Source organism: Streptomyces sp. NPDC047880, from assembly GCF_040706515.1.
Lineage (GTDB): Bacteria > Actinomycetota > Actinomycetes > Streptomycetales > Streptomycetaceae > Streptomyces.
In genome coordinates, this window is the sequence record NZ_JBEZOK010000001.1 from 744,660 (window position 1) to 768,064 (window position 23,405).

The following is a 23,405-nucleotide window of genomic DNA, read 5'->3' on the forward strand; positions in this document are numbered from 1 at the left end:
CATGAACTCAGCACAGGTTGATGCCTATCTGCGCCGACTGGGAGTCGAGCACCCGGCGTGGCCCACCGTCGACGCGCTGCGCGAACTGCACCTGCGGCACCTGCGGACCGTGCCGTTCGAGAACCTCTCGATCCATCTGGGCGAGGAGATCGTGCTGGAGGAGAAGCGGTTGCTGGACAAGGTGGTGGGCGCGCGACGGGGCGGGTTCTGCTACGAACTCAACGGCTCCTTCGGGGCGTTGCTCGCGGCGCTGGGGTACGACGTGGCGCTGCTGGCGGCGCGCGTGTACGGGGACGAGGGACAGCTCGGGATCCCGTACGACCATCTCGCGCTGCGGGTGCGGACGGTGGACGGGGGCGACTGGCTGGCCGACGTCGGGTTCGGGGCGCACAGCCACCTTCCGCTGGCGTTCGGGGACCGGGGGGAACAGGAGGATCCGGGAGGCAGGTTCCGGATCGTGGAGGCGGGGCCGGACGCGGCCGGGGTGCGCGGCGGGCACGGCACGGTGGAGGCGGCGGACCTGGACGTGTTCCGGGACGGCCGGCCGCAGTACCGCCTGGAGGTGCGCCCGCGGGCGCTCGGCGACTTCGTGGCGGGGGCGTGGTGGCACAGCACGTCGCCGGTGTCGCACTTCACGCGGTCACTGGTCTGTTCCCGGGTGACCGAGGAGGGAGGACGGATCACGCTCAGCGGGCGGCGGTTCACGGTGACGGCGGCCGACGGAACGCGGGAGGAGAGGGAACTGGAGACGGACGAGGAGGTACTCGGGGCGTACCGGGAGCGGTTCGGGATCGAGCTCGACACGGTGCCGGTGCGGCGGAATCCCGCGTAGAAGTCAATTCAGGCCACACGGGGCCTACTCGTGCGTAGTACCTGCACATGTGCTGGATTCCCGTGATGTGGTCCCGTGTTGCCTCGAAAGCCTCAACGGTGGTCGAATGCGTCTTCGGCAGCGTGTGATCGACAGTGATCAACAGGCGATTTCGAGTCACGCAGAGGAGCCGTGGATGATCGGCCGCTGGCGGGGAAGCCGCACCGACCGGGTGCAACGGACGAGTCCACTGGCGGCGGTGCCGACACCGCCGAGCGCGGGGGTGCTGGCCTGCCGGGTGCTGGATCCCGTCAACGAGCCCGTCAGACACGCGGAGTTCGCGGTCACGGACGCCGTGGGGCGCATGGTCGTCAGCGGCGGAGCGGATCCCTACGGGTCGTTCGTGACGACGGTGCCCGCGGGGGAGTACCGGCTCGCGGTGTCGGCGGAGGGGTACACGCCCTACCGGGCGACGACGCGGGTCGCGGAGAACACGCTCGCCTCGCTCGGCGACGTGACGCTGCAGGTGGCCCGGCCGCCGGAGCTTCCCGACGCCGGTGACTGGGAGATCGAGTCGGCGCACTCCTCGATCGGCTTCACCGCGCGGCACATCGGGATGGCCCGTATCCACGGACGGTTCAAGTCGTTCGCGGGAGTCATACGGGTCGCCGACCCGGTGGAGCGGTCGGCGATGCACGTGGTGATCGACGCGGCGTCCATCGACACCGACATGCGGATGCGGGACGACCACCTGCGCTCGGCGGACTTCCTGGACGTCGAGCGGTTCCCGACGCTGGAGTTCTACAGCGACCGGTTCGTGCACAAGGGCGGGAACCGGTGGGCGGTGACGGGGGCGCTGTCGCTGCACGGTGTGACGCGGACGGTCACGCTGGACACGGAGTACCTGGGGCTGGGCAACGGCATGGAGGGCGAGGTACGGGCGGCCTGCCGGGCCACGACCGAGCTGCACCGGGACGACTTCACGGTGAGCTGGCAGACCATGCTCGCCCGGGGTATCGCGGTGGTGGGGCCGAGCATCAGGGTCGATCTCGATGTGCAGGTCGTCCGCAAGGGCTGAGCGGCCGGCCCGCGACGCGGTGTCGGACAATGTCGGGCGTGAGTGATGTGCGACATGTGCTGGTGCTGCCCGACCGTGACGCCGCGGAAGAGGTCGTGGAGGCGCTGCGGGAGCGGTTCGGGGTCGTCGAGGAGCCGCAGCTGGTGCGGGACGCCCTGGCCGGGGAGGACGACGCGGAGGACGCGCAGTGGCTGGTCGTCCTGCGCGACGAGGACGAGCGGCTGGACCCCGGCGAGCTGGACGGGCTGGCCGGCGAGTGGGAGGGCTGGCGGGAGGAACCGTAGGCACCCGGGCTGCCGTGGCGCGTACGGCCTTCCGGCGCGTCCGCCCGCCCGCATCCTCCGCCCCCGGATGCCTCCATGGGTGTACGCACCGGTCCGTCGGGACCCGATGTCAGTGGTGCGTGGGATGCTTGGGGCGATGGCCAGGAAGACTGCGAATGACGACCCTCTCGCCCCGGTGACGCTCGCCGTGGGCCAGGAGGAGCTGCTCCTCGACCGTGCCGTGCAGGAGGTGGTGGCCGCGGCGAGGGCCTCCGACGCCGACACGGACGTACGGGACCTGACCCCGGACCAGCTGCAGCCGGGCACGCTCGCCGAGCTGACGAGTCCCTCGCTCTTCGCGGAGCGCAAGGTCGTGGTCGTCCGCAGTGCGCAGGATCTGTCCGCCGACACCGTCAAGGACGTGAAGGCGTACCTCGGCGCTCCGGCCGAGGAGATCACCCTCGTGCTGCTGCACGCCGGCGGGGCGAAGGGCAAGGGACTGCTCGACGCGGCACGCAAGGCGGGGGCGCGCGAGGTGGCCTGCCCGAAGATGACGAAGCCGGCGGACCGGCTGGCGTTCGTGCGGGGCGAGTTCAGGACGGCCGGGAGATCCGCCACTCCGGAGGCGTGCCAGGCGCTCGTCGACGCGATCGGCAGCGATCTGCGGGAGCTGGCCTCGGCGGTGTCGCAGCTGGTCGCGGACGTCGAGGGGACGATCGACGAGGCGGTCGTCGGGCGGTACTACACGGGGCGGGCCGAGGCGTCGAGCTTCACGGTCGCCGACCGGGCGGTCGAGGGGCGGGCCGCGGAGGCCCTGGAGGCGTTGCGCTGGTCGCTGGCGACGGGGGTCGCGCCGGTGCTGATCACGAGCGCGCTCGCGCAGGGCGTCCGGGCGATCGGGAAGCTGTCGTCCGCGCGCGGGGGGCGACCGGCGGATCTGGCGCGGGAGCTGGGCATGCCGCCGTGGAAGATCGACCGGGTGCGCCAGCAGATGCGGGGCTGGACTCCGGACGGGGTGTCGGTCGCCCTGCGGGCCGTGGCCGAGGCGGACGCGGGGGTGAAGGGCGGGGGCGACGACCCCGAGTACGCCCTGGAGAAGGCCGTGGTCACCATCGCCCGGGCGGCCCGCTCCAGGGGGCGGTCCTAGCCGAACCCGAGTGGTCCGCTCCGGACACCGCCCCGAGCTCCGGCCCAGAGCCGCGGCCGCTTCTCTGCGGAGCGGGTCAGGCCGTCAGAAGACCGGCTCACCCATCCCCAGCAGGTTCCCCTCGCTGTCGTGGAACCAGGCGCCCCGTTCACCCTGCGCGCCCTTGCTCGGGTAGTTGCCCTCGACCTCGGCGATGCCGTTCCGGGTGCGGAAGCCGGGGGCGTCGACCTCCTCGAACACCACGCCGCGCCGCTTCAGCCCGGCGACCGCCGCCTCGATGTCCTCGACCTCCAACGCCATCTGCGTGAAGGTGCCGGGCGAGGTTCCCGTCGACCGGAACAGTACGAACTCCGCGCCGCCGCACCGGTAGAGCAGCCCACCGGGGCGTTCGTCCACGGGGTCCAGACCGAGTTTCTCCGAGTAGAAGCGCCGCGCCCGCTCCAGGTCCTGGGCGGGGAGCCTGGTCGCCACGCGGACCAGGACCGGCGCGTCGGTGTCGTGTGCGTCCATGTCTCCACTGTGCCGTGATCGAGTCGCCCTCCTCCTGACGAAGAGGAGAATCGGGTGTATCAGCCGTACGTCGCCGAGCGACGGAGAGGTGGCGAGGGTCATGGCTGAACACCCGCACGCAGCGCTGGTCCGCAAGGGATTCGAGGCCTTCTCGCGCGGTGACATGGACACTCTGCGCGAATTGATAGCGGGGGACGCCACCCACCACGTGCCCGGCGATCACCCGTTGTCGGGCGACTTCAAAGGGGTGGACTCGATCATCGAGATGTACGAGCGGCTCGGCGCGGAGACGCACGGGACGATGCGCGCCGACCTGATCGGCGTCGCCGTCGACGGCCGCGGTCACGCGGTCGGCATGACCCGCTTCACGGCCGAGCGCCACGGCAAGAGCCTCGACGACACCGGCTGCATCGTCTTCCGGATCGTCGGCGACAAGGTCACCGATCTCGACGAATGCGTCGAGGACATCGACAGGAACAACGAGTTCTGGTCCTGAACAGGCCGAAGGCCCCGCCGGCCGCTCTGGGGAAGAGCGGAGGGCGGGGCCTTCGGTTCGAGCTGCTGGATCCGCGCCCGCGTGGCGAACGCAGGCCGCGCGCGGATCCGAGGGGTGCCGGACGGGAGCGGATGAGAGAGGGCCCGCTCGATTCCCTCCGGCGTCACATCAGATGTCAGCCCTTGAGCGCGTCGACCTTCGAAGCCAGCGCCGACTTCTTGTTGGCGGCCTGGTTCTTGTGGATGACGCCCTTGGAGACGGCCTTGTCGAGCTGACGCGCGGCGACGCGCTGGTACTCGGTGGCCTTCTCGACGTCACCCGCGGCAGCAGCCTCACGGGCCTTGCGGATCGCGGTCTTGAGGGAGGACTTGACGGCCTTGTTGCGCAGCCGCGCCTTCTCGTTGGTCTTGATCCGCTTGATCTGGGACTTGATGTTCGCCACGAATGAGCCTTCTCAGGTTCTGGCACGAGGCCGCACGGACACCGCACGATCCCGCACCGGGTGATTTCTTGAGGTCGTGCCTCCTGCGAGAGGGCATGAGGCACAGCCACCCAGGGTACCAGCGGCCCCTTCCACGGCCCAAACCCGTCCATGGTCCCCACCCGTGGGACCATGGAGGCTACGTATCGATCCGACCCGAGACCGCAGACACTGCGGACGCCTCAAGAATCAGGACCCTGCGTGCCCGCGATCCCCAGCCACGTGCCCGAGCCGAGCCGTACCGACCCGGCTCTGATCCGCAACTTCTGCATCATCGCGCACATCGACCACGGCAAGTCCACGCTCGCCGACCGGATGCTCCAGCTGACCGGAGTGGTCGAGCAGCGGCAGATGCGCGCCCAGTACCTCGACCGCATGGACATCGAGCGCGAGCGTGGCATCACGATCAAGTCACAGGCGGTGCGTCTGCCGTGGGCCCCGACCCACGACAAGAACGACACGCACATCCTGAACATGATCGACACCCCCGGGCACGTCGACTTCACCTACGAGGTCTCCCGGTCGCTCGCCGCGTGCGAGGGGACCATCCTCCTGGTCGACGCCGCCCAGGGCATCGAGGCGCAGACCCTCGCCAACCTCTACCTGGCGATGGAGAACGACCTCACGATCATCCCCGTGCTCAACAAGATCGACCTGCCCGCCGCGCAGCCCGAGAAGTTCTCCGAGGAGCTCGCCAACCTGGTCGGGTGCGACCCCGAGGACGTGCTCAAGGTGTCGGCCAAGACGGGCCTGGGCGTCGAGGCGCTGCTGGACAAGGTCGTCGCGGAGATCCCCGCGCCGGTCGGTGTCGCGGACGCCCCCGCCCGCGCGATGATCTTCGACTCGGTCTACGACTCCTACCGCGGTGTCGTGACGTACGTCCGTGTCATCGACGGCCAGCTCAACAAGCGTGAGCGGATCCGGATGATGTCCACCGGAGCCACGCACGAGCTGCTGGAGATCGGCACCAACTCGCCGGAGATGCTGGCGGCCGACGGTCTCGGCGTCGGCGAGGTGGGGTATCTGATCACCGGTGTGAAGGACGTCCGCCAGTCCAAGGTCGGTGACACCGTCACCAGCCAGCACAAGGGTGCCGAGGAGCCGCTCGGCGGCTACAAGGACCCCAAGCCCATGGTCTTCTCGGGCCTGTATCCGCTGGACGGCTCGGACTACCCGGAGCTGCGCGAGGCCCTGGACAAGCTCCAGCTCAACGATGCCGCGCTGGTCTACGAGCCGGAGACCTCCGCCGCCCTCGGCTTCGGCTTCCGCGTCGGCTTCCTCGGCCTGCTGCACCTGGACGTGATCCGCGAGCGGCTGGAGCGCGAGTTCGGCCTCGACCTCATCGCCACCGCGCCGAACGTGGTCTACCGCGTCCTCATGGAGGACGGCACCGAGCACACCGTCACCAACCCGAGCGAGTTCCCCGAGGGCAAGATCTCGGAGGTCTACGAGCCGGTGGTGCGGGCCACCATCCTGGCGCCCAGCGAGTTCATCGGCTCGATCATGGAGCTGTGCCAGACCCGGCGGGGTGTCCTGCTCGGCATGGACTACCTCTCCGAGGACCGGGTCGAGATCCGCTACACCCTGCCGCTCGCCGAGATCGTCTTCGACTTCTTCGACCAGCTGAAGTCCAAGACCCGCGGCTACGCCTCGCTGGACTACGAGCCCACCGGCGAGCAGACCTCCAGCCTGGTCAAGGTCGACATCCTGCTGCACGGCGACAAGGTCGACGCCTTCTCGGCGATCACCCACAAGGACCAGGCGTACGCGTACGGCGTGCGGCTCGTCGCCAAGCTCAAGGAGCTCATCCCGCGGCAGGCCTTCGAGGTGCCGGTCCAGGCGGCCATCGGCTCCCGGGTCATCGCCCGCGAGACCATCCGCGCCATCCGCAAGGACGTCCTCGCCAAGTGCTACGGCGGTGACATCTCCCGTAAGCGGAAGCTGCTGGAGAAGCAGAAGGAGGGCAAGAAGCGGATGAAGATGGTGGGTTCCGTAGAGGTTCCGCAGGAGGCCTTCATCGCCGTCCTGTCGAGCGATGACAGTGCGGGGTCGGGCAAGGGCAAGAAGTAATCACGGATTACCGCGGGTTACACCGCAATCCGGGTTGAACAGGGGCTCGTCGTGCGAAAGTGCGGCGGGCCCTTGTGCGCTCGTGGGGTAGCTCTCTGTACGAAGTGACAGGCCGCGGCCCCTTACGCGGGGGCCGGTCGCCCTCTACTCTGATCCCTGCTCGATAGTTACTCACGAGTTAAACAACGGGCGTGACCTGCATCTCGTGAGTGCCACCCAGCCGCACCTGAGCCAGCCGCACCGTCGCGGGCCCCGGAGGATGTCGTGAGCGACACACAGACCCTGATCGAGAACCGTCCGCCGTCCGTGGCGGGCCTCTTCCTGGAGCGCGTGGCGGCCACGCCGGACGCCGAGGCTTATCGGTATCCGGTCCCGTCCGCGGGCCAGGGGCCCGACGACTGGAAGTCGCTGACCTGGGCGCAGGCCGCCGAGCGGGTCTACGCCATCGCGGCGGGCCTCATCGAGCTGGGCGTGCAGCCCGAGCAGCGCGTCGCCCTGGCCGCCGGCACCCGGATCGAGTGGATCCTCGCCGACCTCGGCATCATGTGCGCCGGCGCGGCCACCACCACCGTGTATCCGCAGACCAACGCCGACGAGTCCGCGTACATCCTTTCGGACTCCGAGAGCCGGGTGCTGATCGCGGAGAACGCCGGCCAGCTGGCCAAGGCCGTGGAGAAGCGCGCCGAGCTGCCCGAGCTGACGCACGTCGTGGTGATCGACGGGACCGGCGTGGAGACCGCCGACTGGATCCTCACCCTGGACGAGCTGGAGAAGCGCGGCGCGGCCAGGCTGGAGAAGGATCCCGACCTGATCAAGGAGCGGGTCGGCGCGATCACCAAGGACCAGCTCGCCACCCTCATCTACACCTCCGGCACCACCGGCCGGCCCAAGGGCGTGCGCCTGCCGCACGACAACTGGTCGTACATGGCGAAGGCGATCGCCGCGACCGGGCTGGTCAGCGGGGAGGACGTGCAGTACCTGTGGCTGCCCCTCGCCCACGTCTTCGGCAAGGTGCTCACCTCGGGCCAGATCGAGGTCGGGCACGTCACCGCCGTGGACGGCCGGGTCGACAAGATCATCGAGAACCTGCCGGTGGTCCAGCCGACGTACATGGCGGCGGTACCGCGCATCTTCGAGAAGGTCTACAACGGCGTGGCGGCGAAGGCCCGCGCGGGCGGCGGCGCCAAGTACAAGATCTTCCAGTGGGCGTCCGAGGTGGCCCGCGAGTACGCCAAGGTCGCCCAGGACAACTTCCGGCGGACCGGCACGGCGTCCGTGCCGTTCGGGCTGGGCGCGAAGCACAAGGTCGCCGACGCGCTGGTGTTCGCCAAGATCCGCGAGGCCTTCGGCGGGAACCTGCGGGCCTGCGTCTCCGGCTCCGCCGCCCTCGCGCCGGAGATCGGCTACTTCTTCTCGGGTGCCGGCATTCACATCCTGGAGGGCTACGGCCTGACGGAGTCCTCGGCGGCGTCCTTCGTGAACCCGGGCGAGGCCTACCGCACGGGCACGGTCGGCAAGCCGCTGCCCGGCACGGAGGTGCGGATCGCGGACGACGGGGAGATCCTGCTGCGCGGCCCGGGCATCATGGAGGGCTACCACAAGCTGCCCGAGAAGACCGCCGAGGTGCTGGAGCCGGACGGCTGGTTCCACACCGGGGACATCGGTGAGCTGTCGCCCGACGGCTACCTGCGGATCACCGACCGCAAGAAGGACCTCATCAAGACCTCGGGCGGCAAGTACATCGCCCCCGCGGAGGTCGAGGGACAGTTCAAGGCGGTGTGCCCGTACGTCTCCAACATCCTGGTGCACGGGGCCGACCGGAACTTCTGCACGGCGCTGATCGCGCTCGACGAGGTTGCCATCACCGACTGGGCCAAGGACAACGGGCTGGAGGGGAAGCCGTACGCGGAGATCGTCGCTTCGCCGGTCACGGTGGAGATGGTCGACGGGTACGTGAAGCAGCTCAACGAGGGGCTGCAGCGGTGGCAGACCATCAAGAAGTTCCGGCTGCTGCCGCGGGACCTCGATGTCGAGCACGGTGAGATCACGCCGAGTCTGAAGCTGAAGCGGCCCGTTGTGGAGCGGGAGTACAAGCACCTGATCGAGGAGATGTACGAGGGCTCTCGCGAGGCGTAGGGGGCTGCGGGGGCTGTGGGGCGGCCGCGGGTTGGCCGCGGCCTGTCGCGCAGTACCCCGCGCTCCTAAGGAACCTGCTCCACCCGGCGTTTGAGGTCCTTGATCTCTGCGCGCAGGCGTTCCACCTCTCTGCCTTTGCGGTAGAGATCCAGGAAGACGCTGACCTTCGCCCGGAGGACCCACGGGTCGAAGGGCTTGGTCACGTAGTCGGCGGCGCCGGTCGCGTAGCCGCGGAAGGCGTAGCCGGAGTCGTCGTCCGCGCCGGTGAGGAAGATGATCGGGACGTCGCGGGTCTGGTCGAGGCGTTTGATGTGGGCGGCCGTCTCGAAGCCGTCCATGCCGGGCATGCGGATGTCGAGCAGCACCAGGGCGATCGGCTGCCGCAGCAGGGCCTTCATCGCCTCCTCGCCCGAACGGGCCCGCACCAGGGGCTCGTTCAAGGACGCCAGGACGGCCTCCAGGGCGGTCAGGTTGTCCTCCATGTCGTCCACGAGGAGGATTCCGGCGCGTTCGGGGTGGGTGGCGGTGCCGCTCATGCTTCTTCTTCCGTGCCCTCGGGTTCCAGTAGTGCGCACACGACCGTCAGCAGGCCGTCGATGTCCACCGGCTTGGGTACGTAGTCGTTGGCGCCGCGGGCGATGGATTTCTCCCGGTCGCCGGGCATCGCCTTGGCGGTCAGGGCCACGATCGGCAGGCCCGACCAGCGGGGTGTGCGGCGGATCGCGGAGATGGTCTCGTAGCCGTCCATCTCCGGCATCATGATGTCCATCAGGACCAGTTCGACGTCACCGCTGCGCTCCAGCGTCTCGATGCCCTCGCGGCCGTTCTCCGCGTAGAGCACGGTCATGCCGACCCGGCCCAGGACATGGGTGAGGGCGAAGACGTTGCGGATGTCGTCGTCGACGATGAGCACCCGCCGCCCGGCGAGGATCCGGCCCGGCCGGCCGGACGTCCAGGTCTCCAGCTTCGTCGGCGACGGCCAGCTGTCGTCCGCGTCGTGCGCGACCGGGAAGGGCGCGGCGGCGGGCTGGAGCGGCAGGGGCAGGTCGGCGCGCTCCTCGGGCACGGGTGCGGGCGCGGTGTGGCCGGGGCTGACGACCGGCACGTACAGGGTGAACGTCGAACCCTTTCCGGGTTCGCTCTCGGCGACGATCCGCCCGCCGAGCAGGCCCGCGATCTCCCGGCTGATGGACAGGCCGAGCCCGGTGCCGCCGTACTTGCGGTTGGTGGTGCCGTCGGCCTGTGCGAACGCCTCGAAGATCACCGGGAGTTTCTCCGGCGCGATCCCGATGCCGGTGTCGGACACGGCGAAGGCGATGACGTCGTCGGTGTCCCGGACGACCCCGCTCTCGGCTTGACCCGGGCGGACCGGCCCCCGTCGGTGCTCGGCGTCCTGCACCCGGCCCACCCGCAGCTCGACCTTGCCGGACGCGGTGAACTTGATCGCGTTGGACAGCAGGTTGCGCAGGATCTGCTGGAGCCGCTGCTCGTCCGAGTACATCTCGCGCGGTACGCCCTCGGCGACCGCCACCTCGAAGGCGAGCCCCCGGTCGAGGGTGAGGGGGCGGAAGGTGGCGTGGACGTAGTCGAGCAGCTTGATGAGCGGCAGCCGCTTGGGGCGTACGTCCATCCGGCCGGCCTCGATCTTCGACAGGTCCAGGATGTCGTTGATCAGCTGCAGGAGGTCGGAGCCCGAGCGGTGGATGGTCGTCGCGAACTGCACCTCCTGGTCGGAGAGATGGCCGTCCGGGTTGTCGGAGAGCAGCCGGGCCAGGATGAGCAGCGAGTTCAGCGGGGTGCGCAGCTCGTGCGACATGTTCGCGAGGAACTCGGACTTGTACTGGGAGGACGTGGCCAGCAGGGCTGCCTTCTCCTCCAGTTCGGCGTTGGAGCGCTGCAACTCGCCCTGCTGTTTCTGCAGTTCGTCCGAACGCTCCTGGAGCTGCATGGCCAGGCGCTGGGACTCGCCGAGCAGGGACTCCGTGCGGGAGTTGGCGATGATCGTGTTGATGGCGACGCCGATGGTGTTGACGAACTGGTCGAAGAACGCCAGGTGCACATCGGAGAAGCGGGAGAACGAGGCGAGCTCGATGACGCCGAGGAGCTTGTCCTCGAAGAGGATCGGAATGATGACGATCGTGGTCGGAGCCGCCTCACCCAGACCGCTGTTGATCTTGATGTAGTCGGGCGGGGCGCCCTCCACCAGTATCCGCTTCTTCTCCCGGGCCGCCTGCGCGACCAGGCCGTGCACCGGCAGCCCGCCGGTCTCCACGGTCGCGTCCTGGGCGGCTCCGTACCCCGCGATGAAGGCCAGGCCCTTGGAGGGAGCCGTCGCTCCGGCCTCTTCCGGGTCGGCCAGGTAGAACGCGCCGTACTGGGCGTTCACCAGGGGCGTCAGCTCGCGGAGTATCAGGTCGGCGACCTCCATCAGGTCCCGGTGGCCCTGCATCAGGGCGGCGAGCCGGGCCAGGTTGGACTCCAGCCAGTCCTTCGCGCGGGTCGTCTCGCGCAGGTTGGCCACCATCAGGTTGATGTTGTCCTTCAGCTCGGCGACCTCGCCCTGCGTCTCCACGGTGATCGAGCGGGACATGTCGCCCTGGGCCACCGCGGAGGCGACCTCCGCGATCGCGCGGACCTGGGTGGTGAGGTTGGACGCGAGTTCGTTGACGTTGGTCGTCAGGCGCTTCCACGTGCCGTAGACGCCCTCGACCCGGGCCTGGCCGCCGAGCCGGCCCTCGCTGCCGACCTCGCGGGCCACGCGCGTGACCTCCGAGGAGAAGGAGGACAGCGTGTCGACCATGGTGTTGATGGTGGTCTTCAGCTCCAGGATCTCGCCGCGCGCGTCCACGTCGATCTTCCGGGACAGGTCGCCCTGCGCCACGGCCGTCGCGACCTGGGCGATGTTGCGCACCTGGGAGGTGAGGTTGTCGGCCATGTAGTTGACGTTGTCCGTCAGGTCCCGCCAGACGCCCGAGACGCCCAGCACCTGGGCCCGGCCGCCGAGCCGGCCGTCGGTGCCGACCTCGCGGGCCACCCGCGTCACCTCGTCGGCGAAGGCGCGCAGTTGCTCCACCATCGTGTTGACGGTGTCCTTCAGTTCGAGGATCTCGCCGCGCGCGTCGACCGTGATCTTCTTCGACAGGTCGCCGTTGGCGACGGCGGTGGTGACCTGGGCGATGTTGCGGACCTGCGAGGTCAGGTTCAGCGCCATGAAGTTGACGTTGTCGGTGAGGTCCTTCCAGACGCCGGACACGCCTCGCACCTGGGCCTGGCCGCCGAGGTTTCCCTCGGTGCCGACCTCGCGGGCCACCCTCGTCACCTCGTCGGCGAAGGCGGACAGCTGGTCGACCATGGTGTTGATCGTGGACTTCAGCTCCAGGATCTCGCCCTTGGCCTCCACCGTGATCTTCTTGCCGAGGTCGCCCTGCGCGACGGCCGTGGAGACCAGGGCGATGTTGCGCACCTGGGAGGTGAGGTTGTCGGCCATGAAGTTGACGTTGTCGGTGAGGTCCTTCCAGACGCCGGACACGCCCCGCACCTGGGCCCGGCCGCCGAGGTTTCCTTCGGTGCCGACCTCGCGGGCCACCCTCGTCACTTCGTCGGCGAAGGCGGACAGCTGGTCGACCATGGTGTTGATGGTCGACTTGAGCTCGAGGATCTCGCCCTTCGCGTCGACCGTGATCTTCTGGGACAGGTCGCCGTTGGCGACGGCGGTGGTGACCTGGGCGATGTTGCGGACCTGCGAGGTCAGGTTCGACGCCATGAAGTTGACGTTGTCGGTGAGGTCCTTCCAGACGCCGGACACGCCCCGCACCTGGGCCCGGCCGCCCAACTGGCCCTCGGTGCCGACCTCGCGGGCCACCCTCGTCACTTCGTCGGCGAAGGCGGACAGCTGGTCGACCATCGTGTTGACGGTCAGCTTCAGTTCCAGCAGCTCGCCGGTCGCCTCCACGGTCACCGTGCGGGTCAGGTCGCCGCGCGCCACCGCGGTCGTCACCGCCGCGATGTCCCGAACCTGGGCCGTCAGCCGGGACGCCATCGTGTTGACGGCCTCCGTCACGTCCCGCCAACTGCCCGACAGCCCCTGCACCTTGGCGCGGCCACCGAGCCGGCCCTCGGTGCCGACCTCGCGGGCCACCCGCGTCACCTCGCCGGTGAACAGGGACAGCTGGTCCACCATCTTGTTCACGGCCCGGCCCAGGCGGCGCAGATCGCCGCGTAACTGCCGTGTCCCGTCGTGCAGATCGACGCGTTGGGTCAGATCGCCGCCGGCCACCGCGTCCAGCACGCGCGTGGCGTTCGCCGCCGGGGCGACCAGGGCGTCGAGCAACTGGTTCACGTCGTCGATCCGGGACGTCCACAGACCCTGGCCCGGGCTGGCCGAGAGCCGCTCGTCGAGTCGGCCGTACCGCACCAGCTCCCGTCTGACGCGCCGCACCTCGGAGGTGAAGTGCATGCTGCGGTCCATGATCTGGTTGAAGACCGCGGTGAGTTCGGCCACCATGCCGTGGCCGGATTCCGGCACCTTGGTGAAGTCGCCGTCCCGGGCCGCCGTCATGGCGGCGAGCAGTGGACGCAGATCGGATGCACGAATCTGACCGTCTTCGTGCCGGTCTTCGACCACAGGAGTAGCACTGTTATCACTCATGGCGGCCCACTTCGGTAACTCGGCGCTTATGGGCGTGGCCAGTCTGTCACTCTGTCGGCATCGACTGTGGCGTATTCGTACGAACTGCCCGGGGAGCTGTCCATGGGGGCCATTCCGACGCAACGGGAGACCGTCTCCCGTGCCTCAGAAGCGCCTGAACCCGCTGGGGAGACGCCCGTGCCCGTCCAGGAGGGGCCCGTTTCCGAGGGGCCCGCACCGTCCGGGACCGCCGTCGAGGCGCCCGGGCCGGAGCGCGCGCGGGCGCACGCGACCCTGCCCGGCAGCTCCCTCGCCCCGGGCGCCGCCCGCGCCCTGGTGCGCGCGGCCCTCACCGAGTGGACCGGACTCGGCCTGCCCGGCGCCGAGTTCCTCACCGACCGCCTGGCCGACGACGCCACGCTCGTCGTCAGCGAACTCGTCACCAACGCCGTCGTGCACGCCGGCACCGACGTCGAGATGGAGTGCCGGCTGGAGGGCGACGCCCCCGGCACGGCCGCGGTCGTCGTCGAGGTCTCCGACCACCACCCCTCCCGTGCCCCGCGCGGCAGTGAGCCGGAGACACCGCACGACACCCCCGAGTACGGGCGGGGGCTCCGACTCGTCGGCGCGCTCTCCGAGGCGTGGGGCGTCACGTACCGCACGGGCCGCAAGACCGTGTGGGCCCGGCTGCCCGCCGGGGGGAGCGAAGCGGGCGACCAGATCGAGGCGTACGCCGGGGAGCACGCGCTGGCGCGCGGCCTCCGGGTGGCGGAGATCCTGGCACCCGAACCGCCGCCCCACCGGACGGCGGAGGCCGTACGGGGCGGACGTGGCGGCGGAGACTCCTGGGAGACGAGTGAGGAGGGAGAGGCCTGGGGCCCGATCGACCCGAGGCATCCCGGAGAGCCGTGGGACCCGCGGGACGGCGGAGGGACGTGGGACTCACGGGAAGGTGGAGAGACGTGGGACTCACGGGAAGGTGGAGAGACGTGGGACTCACGGGAGGGCGGGGGGACACGGGCCCGGGCCTGCGTACGGAAGACCCCTGACCTGCGGGAGACCTCCGACCTGCGCGACTGGAACGACTTACGGGACTGGCGGGACCGGCACGAGAACCGAGACGGACGGAACGGACCCGACGGCGCCTGGCTCGGCCGTGGTGCCCTGTCCTTCCTCGCCGAGGCCTCCGACCTGCTCGCCGGACAGCTCGACGAGGACCTCGTCGCAGCCCTCGCCGGACAGCTGATCGTGCCCCGGCTGGCCGACTGGTGCGCGGTGTGGCTGGAGGACGAGGCCACCGCCGGAGGCTGGAGCGGCGGAGCCGGCGTGGGCGGAGCGCGCCTCGCCCGCGTCTGGCACGGCAGCGAGAACCGCATCGAGGAGCTGCGCCGCGCCCTGGAGAAGGACCCGCCGCAGCCGTTCGACCCGCTGGGGGCGTCCCCGTTCGAGCGCGGCCGGGACCAGGGCGGGTCCGGCCCGGTCGACTGTCCTTGGCCCGGCGAGGCGCTCGGGGACGCCGAACCCGGTTCGGCCCTCGCCTACCGGCTGGTCGCCGGGGGACGGCCGCTCGGCACCCTGGTCATCGGGCGGTCCGGGCCGGCCGGTTTCCCCGACGAGATCACCGGCCTCGTCGAGGACCTCAGCCGCCGGGTGGCCCTCGCCATCGGTGCCGCCCGCCAGTACGCCCGGCAGGCCACCATCAGCGCGGTGCTCCAGCGCGGACTGCTGCCCGGCGCCGTGGCGGAGATCCCCGGTGTGCGCAGCGCGCTCGTCTACGAGCCGTACGACAAGGGCGGGCCCAGCGGCGACTTCTACGACCTGTTCCCGGCCGGCGACGGCCGCTGGTGCTTTGCCGTCGGCGACGTCCAGGGCAAGGGTCCCGAGGCGGCCGTCGTGATCGGCCTGGCCCGGCCCTGGCTGCGGCTGCTGGCCCGCGAGGGCTACCGGGTCGCCGACGTCCTCGACCGCCTCAACCAGCTCCTGCTCGACGACGCCACGGAGGCCGCCGACGCCGCGGCGCGGGCGCTGGTCGCCGCGGGCGCGCGACCGACCCCGCCGGGCGACGGCCCCCAGACCCGCTTCCTGTCCCTGCTCTACGGCGAGCTCGTCCCCTTCGACGGTGGCGTCCGCTGCACCGTCGCCTCCGCCGGGCACCCGCTGCCCCTGCTGCTGGGGGCGGGCGGCGAGGTCCACGCGGCCGCGCAGCCCCAGACCCTCCTCGGCGTCGTCGAGGACGCCACCTACACCAGCGACACCTTCGAGCTGCGGTCCGGCGACACCCTGCTGTGCGTCACCGACGGAGTGACCGAGCGCCGCTCGGGATCCCGCCAGTTCGACGACGGGGACGGGCTCGCGACGGCGCTGGCCGGGTGCGCCGGCCTGGACGCGGAGCTGATAGCCGAGCGGATCAAACGGCTCGTGCACGAGTTCGGGGCGCGGCCCCCGGCGGACGATCTGGCGCTGCTGGTGCTCCAGGCGGACTGACCGCCCGGGTGCTGGACAATGGAGGACATGCCTTCCGCACTCCCCGACGGCGAGCCCGTCCCCGACGACGGGGCGCTGCCCGCGTCCGCCCTCGCCGGGGCCGCCGACCGTCCGCTCGGGTTCTACCTGCACGTCCCGTACTGCGCGACCCGCTGCGGCTACTGCGACTTCAACACGTACACCGCGACGGAGCTGCGCTCCAGCGGCGGCGTGCTGGCCTCCCGGGACAACTACGCCGAGACGCTCGTCGACGAGATCCGGCTGGCGCGCAAGGTGCTGGGGGACGACCCGCGGCCGGTGCGGACGGTGTTCGTGGGCGGTGGTACGCCCACCCTGCTGGACGCCGGTGACCTGGTACGGATGCTGCGGGCCGTGCGGGACGAGTTCGGGCTGGCGGAGGACGCCGAGGTCACGACGGAGGCGAACCCGGAGTCGGTGGACCCGGCGTACCTGGCGACCCTGCGCGAGGGCGGGTTCAACCGGATCTCCTTCGGAATGCAGAGCGCGCGGCAGCACGTGCTGAAGGTGCTGGACCGTACGCACACGCCCGGTCGGCCCGAGGCCTGCGTCGCGGAGGCCCGGGACGCCGGCTTCGAGCATGTGAACCTCGACCTGATCTACGGCACGCCGGGGGAGTCCGACGACGACTGGCGGGCCTCGCTCGACGCGGTGCTGGGGGCCGGGCCGGATCACGTCAGTGCGTACGCGTTGATCGTCGAGGAGGGGACGCAGCTGGCCCGTCGGATCCGCCGGGGCGAGGTGCCGATGACCGACGACGACGTGCATGCCGACCGGTACCTGATCGCGGACGAGGTTCTCTCCGGCGCGGGCTTCGAGTGGTACGAGGTGTCGAACTGGGCGACCTCGGCGGCCGGGCGGTGTCTGCACAACGAGCTGTACTGGCGGGGGTCCGACTGGTGGGGAGCCGGGCCCGGGGCGCACAGTCACGTGGGCGGGGTGCGGTGGTGGAACGTCAAGCACCCGGGTGCGTATGCGGCTGCGTTGGCTTCGGGGCGGTCGCCGGGGGCCGGGCGTGAGGTGCTGAGCGAGGAGGACCGGCGGGTCGAGCGGATTCTGCTGGAGTTGCGGCTGCGGGAGGGGGTGCCGCTTTCCTTGCTCAGGCAGGAGGGGCTGGCCGCTTCACGTCGGGCGTTGGCGGATGGGCTGCTCCAGGAGGGTCCGTATGAGCAGGGGCGGGCTGTACTCACCCTGCGCGGGCGGTTGCTGGCGGACGGGGTTGTCCGGGACCTCGTGGACTGAGGTGCTCGGGGTGGGTGCCGGGGGCGGGGCGATGCGCAGCCCGGCGCGACGAGGTGCCGCTGCGCCCACCCGTGCCGCCCCAGCGGCACGCATGCCCGCAGCCGGGCGGCTGCGGGCGTCTGCTGCTGGGTGGCTGCGCGCTCCCGCAGCCGGGCGGCTGCGCGCGCCCGCCGCTAAGCAGCTGCGCGGCCGGGTGGCTGCTGCGCGTGCCGCTGTCAGGGCGCCGTCACGAAGTCGATCAGTTCTTCCACCCGCCCCAGCAGTTCCGGCTCCAGGTCCTTGTACGAGTGGACCCCCGACAGGACGCGCTGCCAGGCCGCCCCCGTGTTGTCCGGCCAGCCCAGTGCCCGGCACACGCCCGTCTTCCAGTCCTGGCCCCGCGGCACCCGGGGCCACGCCTCGATGCCCAGGGACGACGGTTTCACCGCCTCCCAGACGTCGATGTACGGATGGCCGACGACCAGGGCGTGTTCGCTCGTCACCGACCGGGCGATGCGCCACTCCTTCGAGCCCGGTACGAGGTGGTCCACCAGGACGCCCAGCCGTGCGTCCGGGCCGGGGGCGAACTCGGAGACGATCGCCGGCAGGTCGTCGACGCCCTCCAGGTACTCCACGACCACGCCCTCGATGCGCAGGTCGTCGCCCCACACCTTCTCGACCAGCTCGGCGTCGTGGCGGCCCTCGACGTAGATGCGGCCGGCGCGGGCCACCCGGGCGCGTGCGCCGGGGACGGCGACCGATCCCGAGGCCGTGCGGGTGGGACGCGCGGGGCCGCCCGCCGACGGCCGGACCAGGGTCACCACCCTGCCCTCCAGCAGGAAGCCGCGCGGTTCCATCGGGAACACCCGGTGCTTGCCGAAGCGGTCCTCCAGCGTCACCGTGCCGGCCTCGCAGCGGATCACCGCGCCGCAGAAGCCGGTCCCCGGCTCCTCCACCACCAGGCCCGGCTCCGCCGCCACCTCGGGCACCGGTTTCGGCTTCTTCCACGGCGGGGTCAGATCGGCGGAGTACTGGCGCATTCGGATGACGATAGGAGAAGGCGGTCGGCGATCACCGCGACACGCCGAAACGCGCCGCCAGGGCGTCCCGTTGCGCCCGCACGAACGCCGCGTCCACCACCGCTCCGTGACCGGGCACGTACACCGCGTCCTCACCGCCCAGGCCGAGCAGCCGGTCCAGGGCGGCCGGCCACTGCGACGGCACCGCGTCCGGGCCCGCCTGCGGCTCCCCGGACTCCTCGACCAGGTCGCCGCAGAACACCACCTCCGGATCGCCGGGCACCAGCACCGCAAGGTCGTGCGCGGTGTGCCCCGGCCCGACGTTCGCCAGCAGCACCTGCCGGCCGCCGCCCAGGTCGAGCGTCCACTCCCCGGAGACCAGGTGGCCGGGCGCGACCAGCCGCTCCGCCGCCTCCTCGGCCGCGGGCGCCGCCAGGCCCTGGCGCACCCCGTCCTCGCGCAGTTCCTCGCGGTCCCGCACCCGCGTCAGCAGCGCATCCACCCCCACCGCGCCGAACACCTCGGTGTCCGGGAGGGCCGCTGCGCCGAAGACATGGTCGAAGTGCGGGTGGGTCAGCGCGAGATGTGTCACACGGTGACCGGTGAGTGCCCGCGCCTGCGCGCCCAGCTTCGCGCCCTCGGCGAGGCTCGACCCCGCGTCGATCATGAGGGCCGCCCCCTCCCCGGCGACCAGCCCGATCGTGCAGTCCCATACCGGCAGCCGGCACCGTCCCACCCCGGCGGCCACGCGCTCCCATCCGAGGTCTTCCCAAGTCACCGTCATACGGCGACGCTAGCGGGTGCGCCCTGCTCGGGGCACGGCGCCGCACGACCAGCCTTGCCGGGGGTGTACCCCACCGCCGTACACTGGGCCGGGGAATGCTGGCACTCGCACGCGCAGAGTGCCAGGCCGGACCGGCAGGGCAAACAGGCGGAGACATCTGGAGGTGTGCGCGATGCTCAGTGAACGCAGGCTTCAGGTGCTGCGCGCCATCGTCCAGGACTACGTCGGCACCGAGGAGCCGGTGGGCTCCAAGGCCCTCACCGAGCGGCACAACCTCGGCGTCTCCCCGGCCACCGTCCGCAACGACATGGCGGCCCTCGAGGACGAGGGGTACATCGCCCAGCCGCACACCAGCGCCGGGCGCATCCCCACCGACAAGGGCTACCGGCTGTTCGTCGACAAGCTCGCCGGCGTCAAGCCGATGACCGCGCCCGAGCGGCGCGCGATCCAGAACTTCCTCGAGGGCGCCGTCGACCTCGACGACGTCGTGGCGCGTACGGTACGGCTGCTCGCCCAGCTCACGCGACAGGTCGCCGTCGTGCAGTACCCGTCGCTGACCCGTTCGACCGTGCGGCACGTGGAGCTGCTCTCCCTCGCGCCCGCGCGGGTGATGCTCGTGCTGATCACGGACACCGGGCGGGTCGAGCAGCGCGTGGTCGACTGCCCGGCGCCCTTCGGCGACGCCTCGCTCGCGGATCTGCGCGCCCGCCTCAACAGCCGCGTGGCGAACCGCCGTTTCGCGGATGTGCCGAGTCTGGTGGAGGATCTCCCCGAGGCGTTCGAGCTCGAGGACCGGGGTACGGTCTCCACGGTGCTCTCCGCGCTTCTGGAGACGCTCGTCGAGGAGAACGAGGAGCGGCTGATGATCGGCGGCACCGCCAATCTGACCCGCTTCGGTCATGACTTCCCCCTCACGATCCGGCCGGTGCTGGAGGCGCTCGAGGAGCAGGTCGTGCTCCTCAAGCTGCTCGGCGAGGCGAAGGATCCGGGCGTGACCGTACGGATCGGTCACGAGAACGCCCACGAAGGACTCAACTCCACGTCCGTCGTGTCGGTCGGCTACGGTTCGGGCGGCGAGGCAGTCGCCAAGCTCGGCGTGGTCGGACCGACCCGCATGGACTACCCGGGAACGATGGGAGCGGTACGCGCAGTGGCACGGTACGTCGGACAGATCCTGGCGGAGTCGTAGTGGCCACGGACTACTACGCCGTACTCGGCGTGCGCCGCGACGCGTCGCAGGAAGAGATCAAGAAGGCCTTCCGGCGGCTCGCACGCGAGCTGCACCCGGACGTCAACCCCGATCCGAAGACCCAGGAGCGGTTCAAGGAGATCAACGCCGCTTACGAGGTGCTGTCGGACCCGCAGAAGAAGCAGGTCTACGACCTCGGCGGCGACCCGCTCTCGCAGGCCGGCGGCGGTGGCGCCGGCGGCTTCGGGGCCGGTGGCTTCGGGAACTTCTCGGACATCATGGACGCGTTCTTCGGCACGGCGTCGCAGCGCGGACCGCGCTCGCGCACCCGCCGCGGCCAGGACGCCATGATCCGTATCGAGGTCGAGCTCGACGAGGCGGCCTTCGGCACGACCAAGGACATCCAGGTCGACACGGCCGTCGTCTGCAACACCTGCAGCGGTGAGGGCGCGGCGCCGGGCACCTCCGCCCAGACGTGTGACATGTGCCGCGGCCGCGGTGAGGTCTCGCAGGTGACCCGGTCCTTCCTGGGCCAGGTCATGACGTCCCGCCCGTGCCCGCAGTGCCAGGGCTTCGGCACGGTCGTCCCGACCCCGTGCCCGGAGTGCGCGGGCGACGGCCGCGTCCGGTCCCGCCGCACGCTCACGGTCAAGATCCCGGCCGGTGTCGACAACGGCACGCGCATCCAGCTCGCCGGCGAGGGCGAGGTCGGCCCCGGCGGCGGTCCGGCCGGTGACCTCTACGTCGAGATCCACGAGCTGCCGCACAGCACGTTCCAGCGGCGCGGCGACGACCTGCACTGCACGGTGACGATCCCCATGACGGCGGCGGCCCTCGGCACGAAGGTGCCGCTGGAGACGCTCGACGGCATGGAGGAGGTCGACATCCGCCCGGGCACCCAGTCCGGCCAGTCGATCCCGCTGCACGGCCGGGGCGTCACGCACCTGCGCGGCGGCGGACGCGGCGACCTCATCGTCCACGTCGAGGTCCAGACCCCGACCAAGCTCGACCCCGAGCAGGAGCGCCTCCTGCGCGAACTCTCCAAACTCCGCGGAGAGGAACGCCCCACGGGGCAGTTCCAGCCGGGGCAGCAGGGGTTGTTCTCGCGGTTGAAGGATGCGTTCAACGGGCGTTGACCGGGCGCCTGCAACGGGTGCTGACGGGGCACCTCCCGGGAGACGGGAGGTGCTTGTTCCTCTGGTCTATGCCAGTCGGCAGGCCGGTTTAGGGGTTGTCCGGAGGACGTGACAACATGCCGTCATGTCCTCCGCACTGACCGATCTCTTCCCCCACCCGATCGTGCAGGCCCCCATGGCGGGCGGCGTCTCCGTACCGAAGCTCGCCGCCGCCGTGTGCGAAGCGGGCGGGCTGGGATTCCTCGCCGCCGGCTACAAGACCGCCGACGGGATGTACCAGGAGATCAAGCAGCTCCGGAGCCTCACCGGCAGGCCCTTCGGTGTCAACGTCTTCATGCCGCAGCCGGAGTACGCCGACCCCGCCGCCGTCGACGTCTACGCCCACCAGCTGGCCGGCGAGGCCACCTGGTACGAGGCCGAGCTCGGCGACCCGGACAGCGGACGGGACGACGGCTTCGAGGCCAAGCTCGTGGTGCTGCGCGACAACCCCGTACCGGTCGTGTCGTTCCACTTCGGCGTCCCGGGCCGGGAGGTCGTCGACGCCCTGCACCGCGTCGGCACCTTCGTCCTGGCCGCCGCGACCACCCCCGACGAGGCCCGGGCCGTGGAGCGGGCGGGCGCGGACGGGGTCATCGCCCAGGGCGTCGAGGCCGGCGGCCACCAGGGCACCCACCGGGACATCCCCGAGACGGACGGCTCCGGCCTCGGACTGCTGTCGCTGATCGCCCAGGTCCGCGAGGCCGTGAGCATCCCGATCGTCGCCGCCGGCGGCATCATGCGCGGCAGCCAGATCGCCGGTGTCCTCGCCGCGGGCGCGAGCGCGGCCCAGCTGGGCACCGCCTTCCTCGCCACGGCCGAGTCGGGGGCGCACGCCCTGCACAAGCAGGCACTGACCAACCCCCTGTTCGTGCGTACGGAGTTGACCCGGGCGTTCTCCGGGCGGCCCGCGCGCGGCCTCGTCAACCGGTTCCTGCGCGAGCACGGCCCGTACGCGCCCGCCGCCTACCCCGAGATCCACCACCTCACCGCGCCCCTGCGCAAGGCCGCCGCCAAGGCCGGTGACGCGCAGGGCATGGCGCTGTGGGCCGGACAGGGGCACCGGATGGCGCGGGAGCTGCCCGCCGGGCAGCTGGTGGAGGTGCTGGCCGGGGAACTGGCCGCCGCCCGGGCGTCGTTGACGAGCGGAGGTGCGCTGTGACCGCGCCGGTGTTCGTGGCCGAGGGCTTCGCCGCGGGCGGTGACGGCCGGTACGTCCTCGACGGGCCCGAGGGGCGGCACGCCGTCTCCGTGAAGCGGCTGCGCGCCGGTGAGGACGTCGTCCTCACGGACGGGGCCGGCCGCTGGGCGGACTGCGTCGTGCTCGACACGGAGGGGAAGGACCGGCTGATCCTCCGGCTGGAGTCGGTGCACGAGGAGCCGGCGGAACAGCCCCGGGTCACCGTCGTCCAGGCGCTGCCCAAGGGCGACCGGGGAGAGCTCGCCGTCGAGACGATGACCGAGGTCGGGGTCGACGCGATCGTGCCCTGGGCGGCGGCACGCTGCATCACGCAGTGGAAGGGCGAACGAGGGGCGAAGGCGCTGGGCAAGTGGCGGGCGACGGCCCGGGAGGCCGGCAAGCAGTCCCGCCGGGTGCGCTTCCCCGAGGTCGCGGAGGCGGCCACGAGCAGGCAGGTCGCCGCCCTGCTGGCCGGAGCGGAGTTCGCCGCCGTGCTGCACGAGAGCGGGGACGCGCCCCTGGCCACCGCCGACCTGCCGGCCACCGGCGAGATCGTGCTGGTCGTGGGGCCCGAGGGGGGCGTGGCGCCGGAGGAACTGGCGCTGTTCGAGGAGGCGGGGGCCAAGGCGTACCGCCTCGGGCGCAGTGTGCTGCGCACATCGACCGCCGGGACGGCCGCCGCGGCCGTACTCCTGGCACGCACCGGACGCTGGTCCTGA

At 71.1% G+C, this 23,405-nt stretch carries 19 protein-coding genes; 13 read left to right on the forward strand and 6 right to left on the reverse strand.

The genetic code is table 11. The annotated features are described in order from the left end of the window. The first annotated feature begins 1 nt into the window (after window position 1). The 4 genes from AB0937_RS03540 (at window position 2) to holA (ending at window position 3,299) form a co-directional block, all read left to right on the forward strand. Window positions 2–832 carry an arylamine N-acetyltransferase gene (locus tag AB0937_RS03540; protein WP_366709261.1) on the forward strand — a complete coding sequence of 277 codons (831 nt, stop codon included), beginning with the start codon at window positions 2–4 and terminating at the stop codon, window positions 830–832. Window positions 833–1,007: 175 nt separating this feature from the next. Next, window positions 1,008–1,889, forward strand: a complete 882-nt coding sequence (locus AB0937_RS03545; protein ID WP_366709262.1) for a YceI family protein — start codon at window positions 1,008–1,010, stop codon at window positions 1,887–1,889. 38 nt (window positions 1,890–1,927) lie between these two features. Next, entirely contained in the window at window positions 1,928–2,173 is a 246-nt protein-coding gene (locus AB0937_RS03550) for a hypothetical protein (protein WP_185013351.1), read from the forward strand. Between the two features lie 136 nt (window positions 2,174–2,309). Beyond that, on the forward strand, window positions 2,310–3,299 hold the full coding sequence (holA, locus tag AB0937_RS03555) for a DNA polymerase III subunit delta (RefSeq protein ID WP_366709263.1): 990 nt from the start codon (window positions 2,310–2,312) through the stop codon (window positions 3,297–3,299). An 84-nt stretch (window positions 3,300–3,383) separates the two neighbouring features. On the opposite strand, the gene AB0937_RS03560 is transcribed toward holA, so the two are convergent. Then, window positions 3,384–3,809 (reverse strand): VOC family protein, encoded by a 426-nt coding sequence (locus tag AB0937_RS03560; protein WP_366709264.1) that lies wholly within the window; start codon window positions 3,807–3,809, stop codon window positions 3,384–3,386. 100 nt (window positions 3,810–3,909) lie between these two features. Here AB0937_RS03560 and AB0937_RS03565 point away from each other — a divergent pair, with 100 nt between their 5' ends. After that, complete coding sequence (locus AB0937_RS03565) at window positions 3,910–4,305, forward strand: nuclear transport factor 2 family protein (protein WP_366709265.1); 396 nt, start codon at window positions 3,910–3,912, stop codon at window positions 4,303–4,305. Window positions 4,306–4,480: 175 nt separating this feature from the next. Here AB0937_RS03565 and rpsT read toward each other — a convergent pair whose 3' ends face one another. After that, window positions 4,481–4,747: a 30S ribosomal protein S20 gene (gene rpsT, locus AB0937_RS03570; protein ID WP_053669127.1), complete on the reverse strand. Its 267-nt coding sequence runs from the start codon at window positions 4,745–4,747 to the stop codon at window positions 4,481–4,483. 240 nt (window positions 4,748–4,987) lie between these two features. Here rpsT and lepA point away from each other — a divergent pair, with 240 nt between their 5' ends. Beyond that, window positions 4,988–6,856: a translation elongation factor 4 gene (gene lepA / locus AB0937_RS03575; RefSeq protein WP_366709266.1), complete on the forward strand. Its 1,869-nt coding sequence runs from the start codon at window positions 4,988–4,990 to the stop codon at window positions 6,854–6,856. Window positions 6,857–7,120: 264 nt separating this feature from the next. After that, entirely contained in the window at window positions 7,121–8,992 is a 1,872-nt protein-coding gene (locus AB0937_RS03580) for an AMP-dependent synthetase/ligase (protein ID WP_366709267.1), read from the forward strand. Between the two features lie 65 nt (window positions 8,993–9,057). Here the strand turns inward: AB0937_RS03580 and AB0937_RS03585 are convergent, their stop codons facing one another. Together AB0937_RS03585 and AB0937_RS03590 are read right to left on the reverse strand one after the other, a co-directional pair. Then, a complete protein-coding gene (locus tag AB0937_RS03585) occupies window positions 9,058–9,528 on the reverse strand; it encodes a response regulator (RefSeq protein ID WP_366709268.1) in 471 nt (156 codons plus the stop codon). Continuing rightward, a complete protein-coding gene (locus tag AB0937_RS03590; RefSeq protein WP_366709269.1) occupies window positions 9,525–13,640 on the reverse strand; it encodes a HAMP domain-containing protein in 4,116 nt (1,371 codons plus the stop codon). The genes AB0937_RS03585 and AB0937_RS03590 overlap by 4 nt, the downstream gene beginning before the upstream one ends. Window positions 13,641–13,742: 102 nt before the next feature. Here AB0937_RS03590 and AB0937_RS03595 point away from each other — a divergent pair, with 102 nt between their 5' ends. Together AB0937_RS03595 and hemW are read left to right on the forward strand one after the other, a co-directional pair. Continuing rightward, window positions 13,743–16,103: a SpoIIE family protein phosphatase gene (locus AB0937_RS03595; protein WP_366709270.1), complete on the forward strand. Its 2,361-nt coding sequence runs from the start codon at window positions 13,743–13,745 to the stop codon at window positions 16,101–16,103. 27 nt (window positions 16,104–16,130) lie between these two features. Next, window positions 16,131–17,363: a radical SAM family heme chaperone HemW gene (gene hemW, locus AB0937_RS03600; RefSeq protein ID WP_366709271.1), complete on the forward strand. Its 1,233-nt coding sequence runs from the start codon at window positions 16,131–16,133 to the stop codon at window positions 17,361–17,363. A gap of 215 nt (window positions 17,364–17,578) precedes the next feature. Here hemW and AB0937_RS03605 read toward each other — a convergent pair whose 3' ends face one another. Both AB0937_RS03605 and AB0937_RS03610 read right to left on the reverse strand, forming a co-directional pair. Further along, window positions 17,579–18,382, reverse strand: a complete 804-nt coding sequence (locus tag AB0937_RS03605; RefSeq protein ID WP_366709272.1) for a DUF3097 domain-containing protein — start codon at window positions 18,380–18,382, stop codon at window positions 17,579–17,581. Between the two features lie 31 nt (window positions 18,383–18,413). After that, a complete protein-coding gene (locus AB0937_RS03610; RefSeq protein ID WP_366709273.1) occupies window positions 18,414–19,145 on the reverse strand; it encodes an MBL fold metallo-hydrolase in 732 nt (243 codons plus the stop codon). 172 nt (window positions 19,146–19,317) lie between these two features. On the opposite strand from AB0937_RS03610, the gene hrcA reads away from it, so the two are divergent. The 4 genes from hrcA (at window position 19,318) to AB0937_RS03630 (ending at window position 23,405) form a co-directional block, all read left to right on the forward strand. Next, window positions 19,318–20,334, forward strand: coding sequence for a heat-inducible transcriptional repressor HrcA (gene hrcA / locus AB0937_RS03615; RefSeq protein ID WP_366709274.1), 1,017 nt, complete (start codon window positions 19,318–19,320; stop codon window positions 20,332–20,334). Next, window positions 20,334–21,470 carry a molecular chaperone DnaJ gene (gene dnaJ / locus AB0937_RS03620; protein WP_033306348.1) on the forward strand — a complete coding sequence of 379 codons (1,137 nt, stop codon included), beginning with the start codon at window positions 20,334–20,336 and terminating at the stop codon, window positions 21,468–21,470. Before hrcA ends, dnaJ begins: the two co-directional genes overlap by 1 nt. Window positions 21,471–21,594: 124 nt before the next feature. Further along, window positions 21,595–22,668, forward strand: a complete 1,074-nt coding sequence (locus tag AB0937_RS03625; RefSeq protein ID WP_366709275.1) for a nitronate monooxygenase — start codon at window positions 21,595–21,597, stop codon at window positions 22,666–22,668. Further along, on the forward strand, window positions 22,665–23,405 hold the full coding sequence (locus tag AB0937_RS03630; RefSeq protein WP_366709276.1) for a 16S rRNA (uracil(1498)-N(3))-methyltransferase: 741 nt from the start codon (window positions 22,665–22,667) through the stop codon (window positions 23,403–23,405). Before AB0937_RS03625 ends, AB0937_RS03630 begins: the two co-directional genes overlap by 4 nt.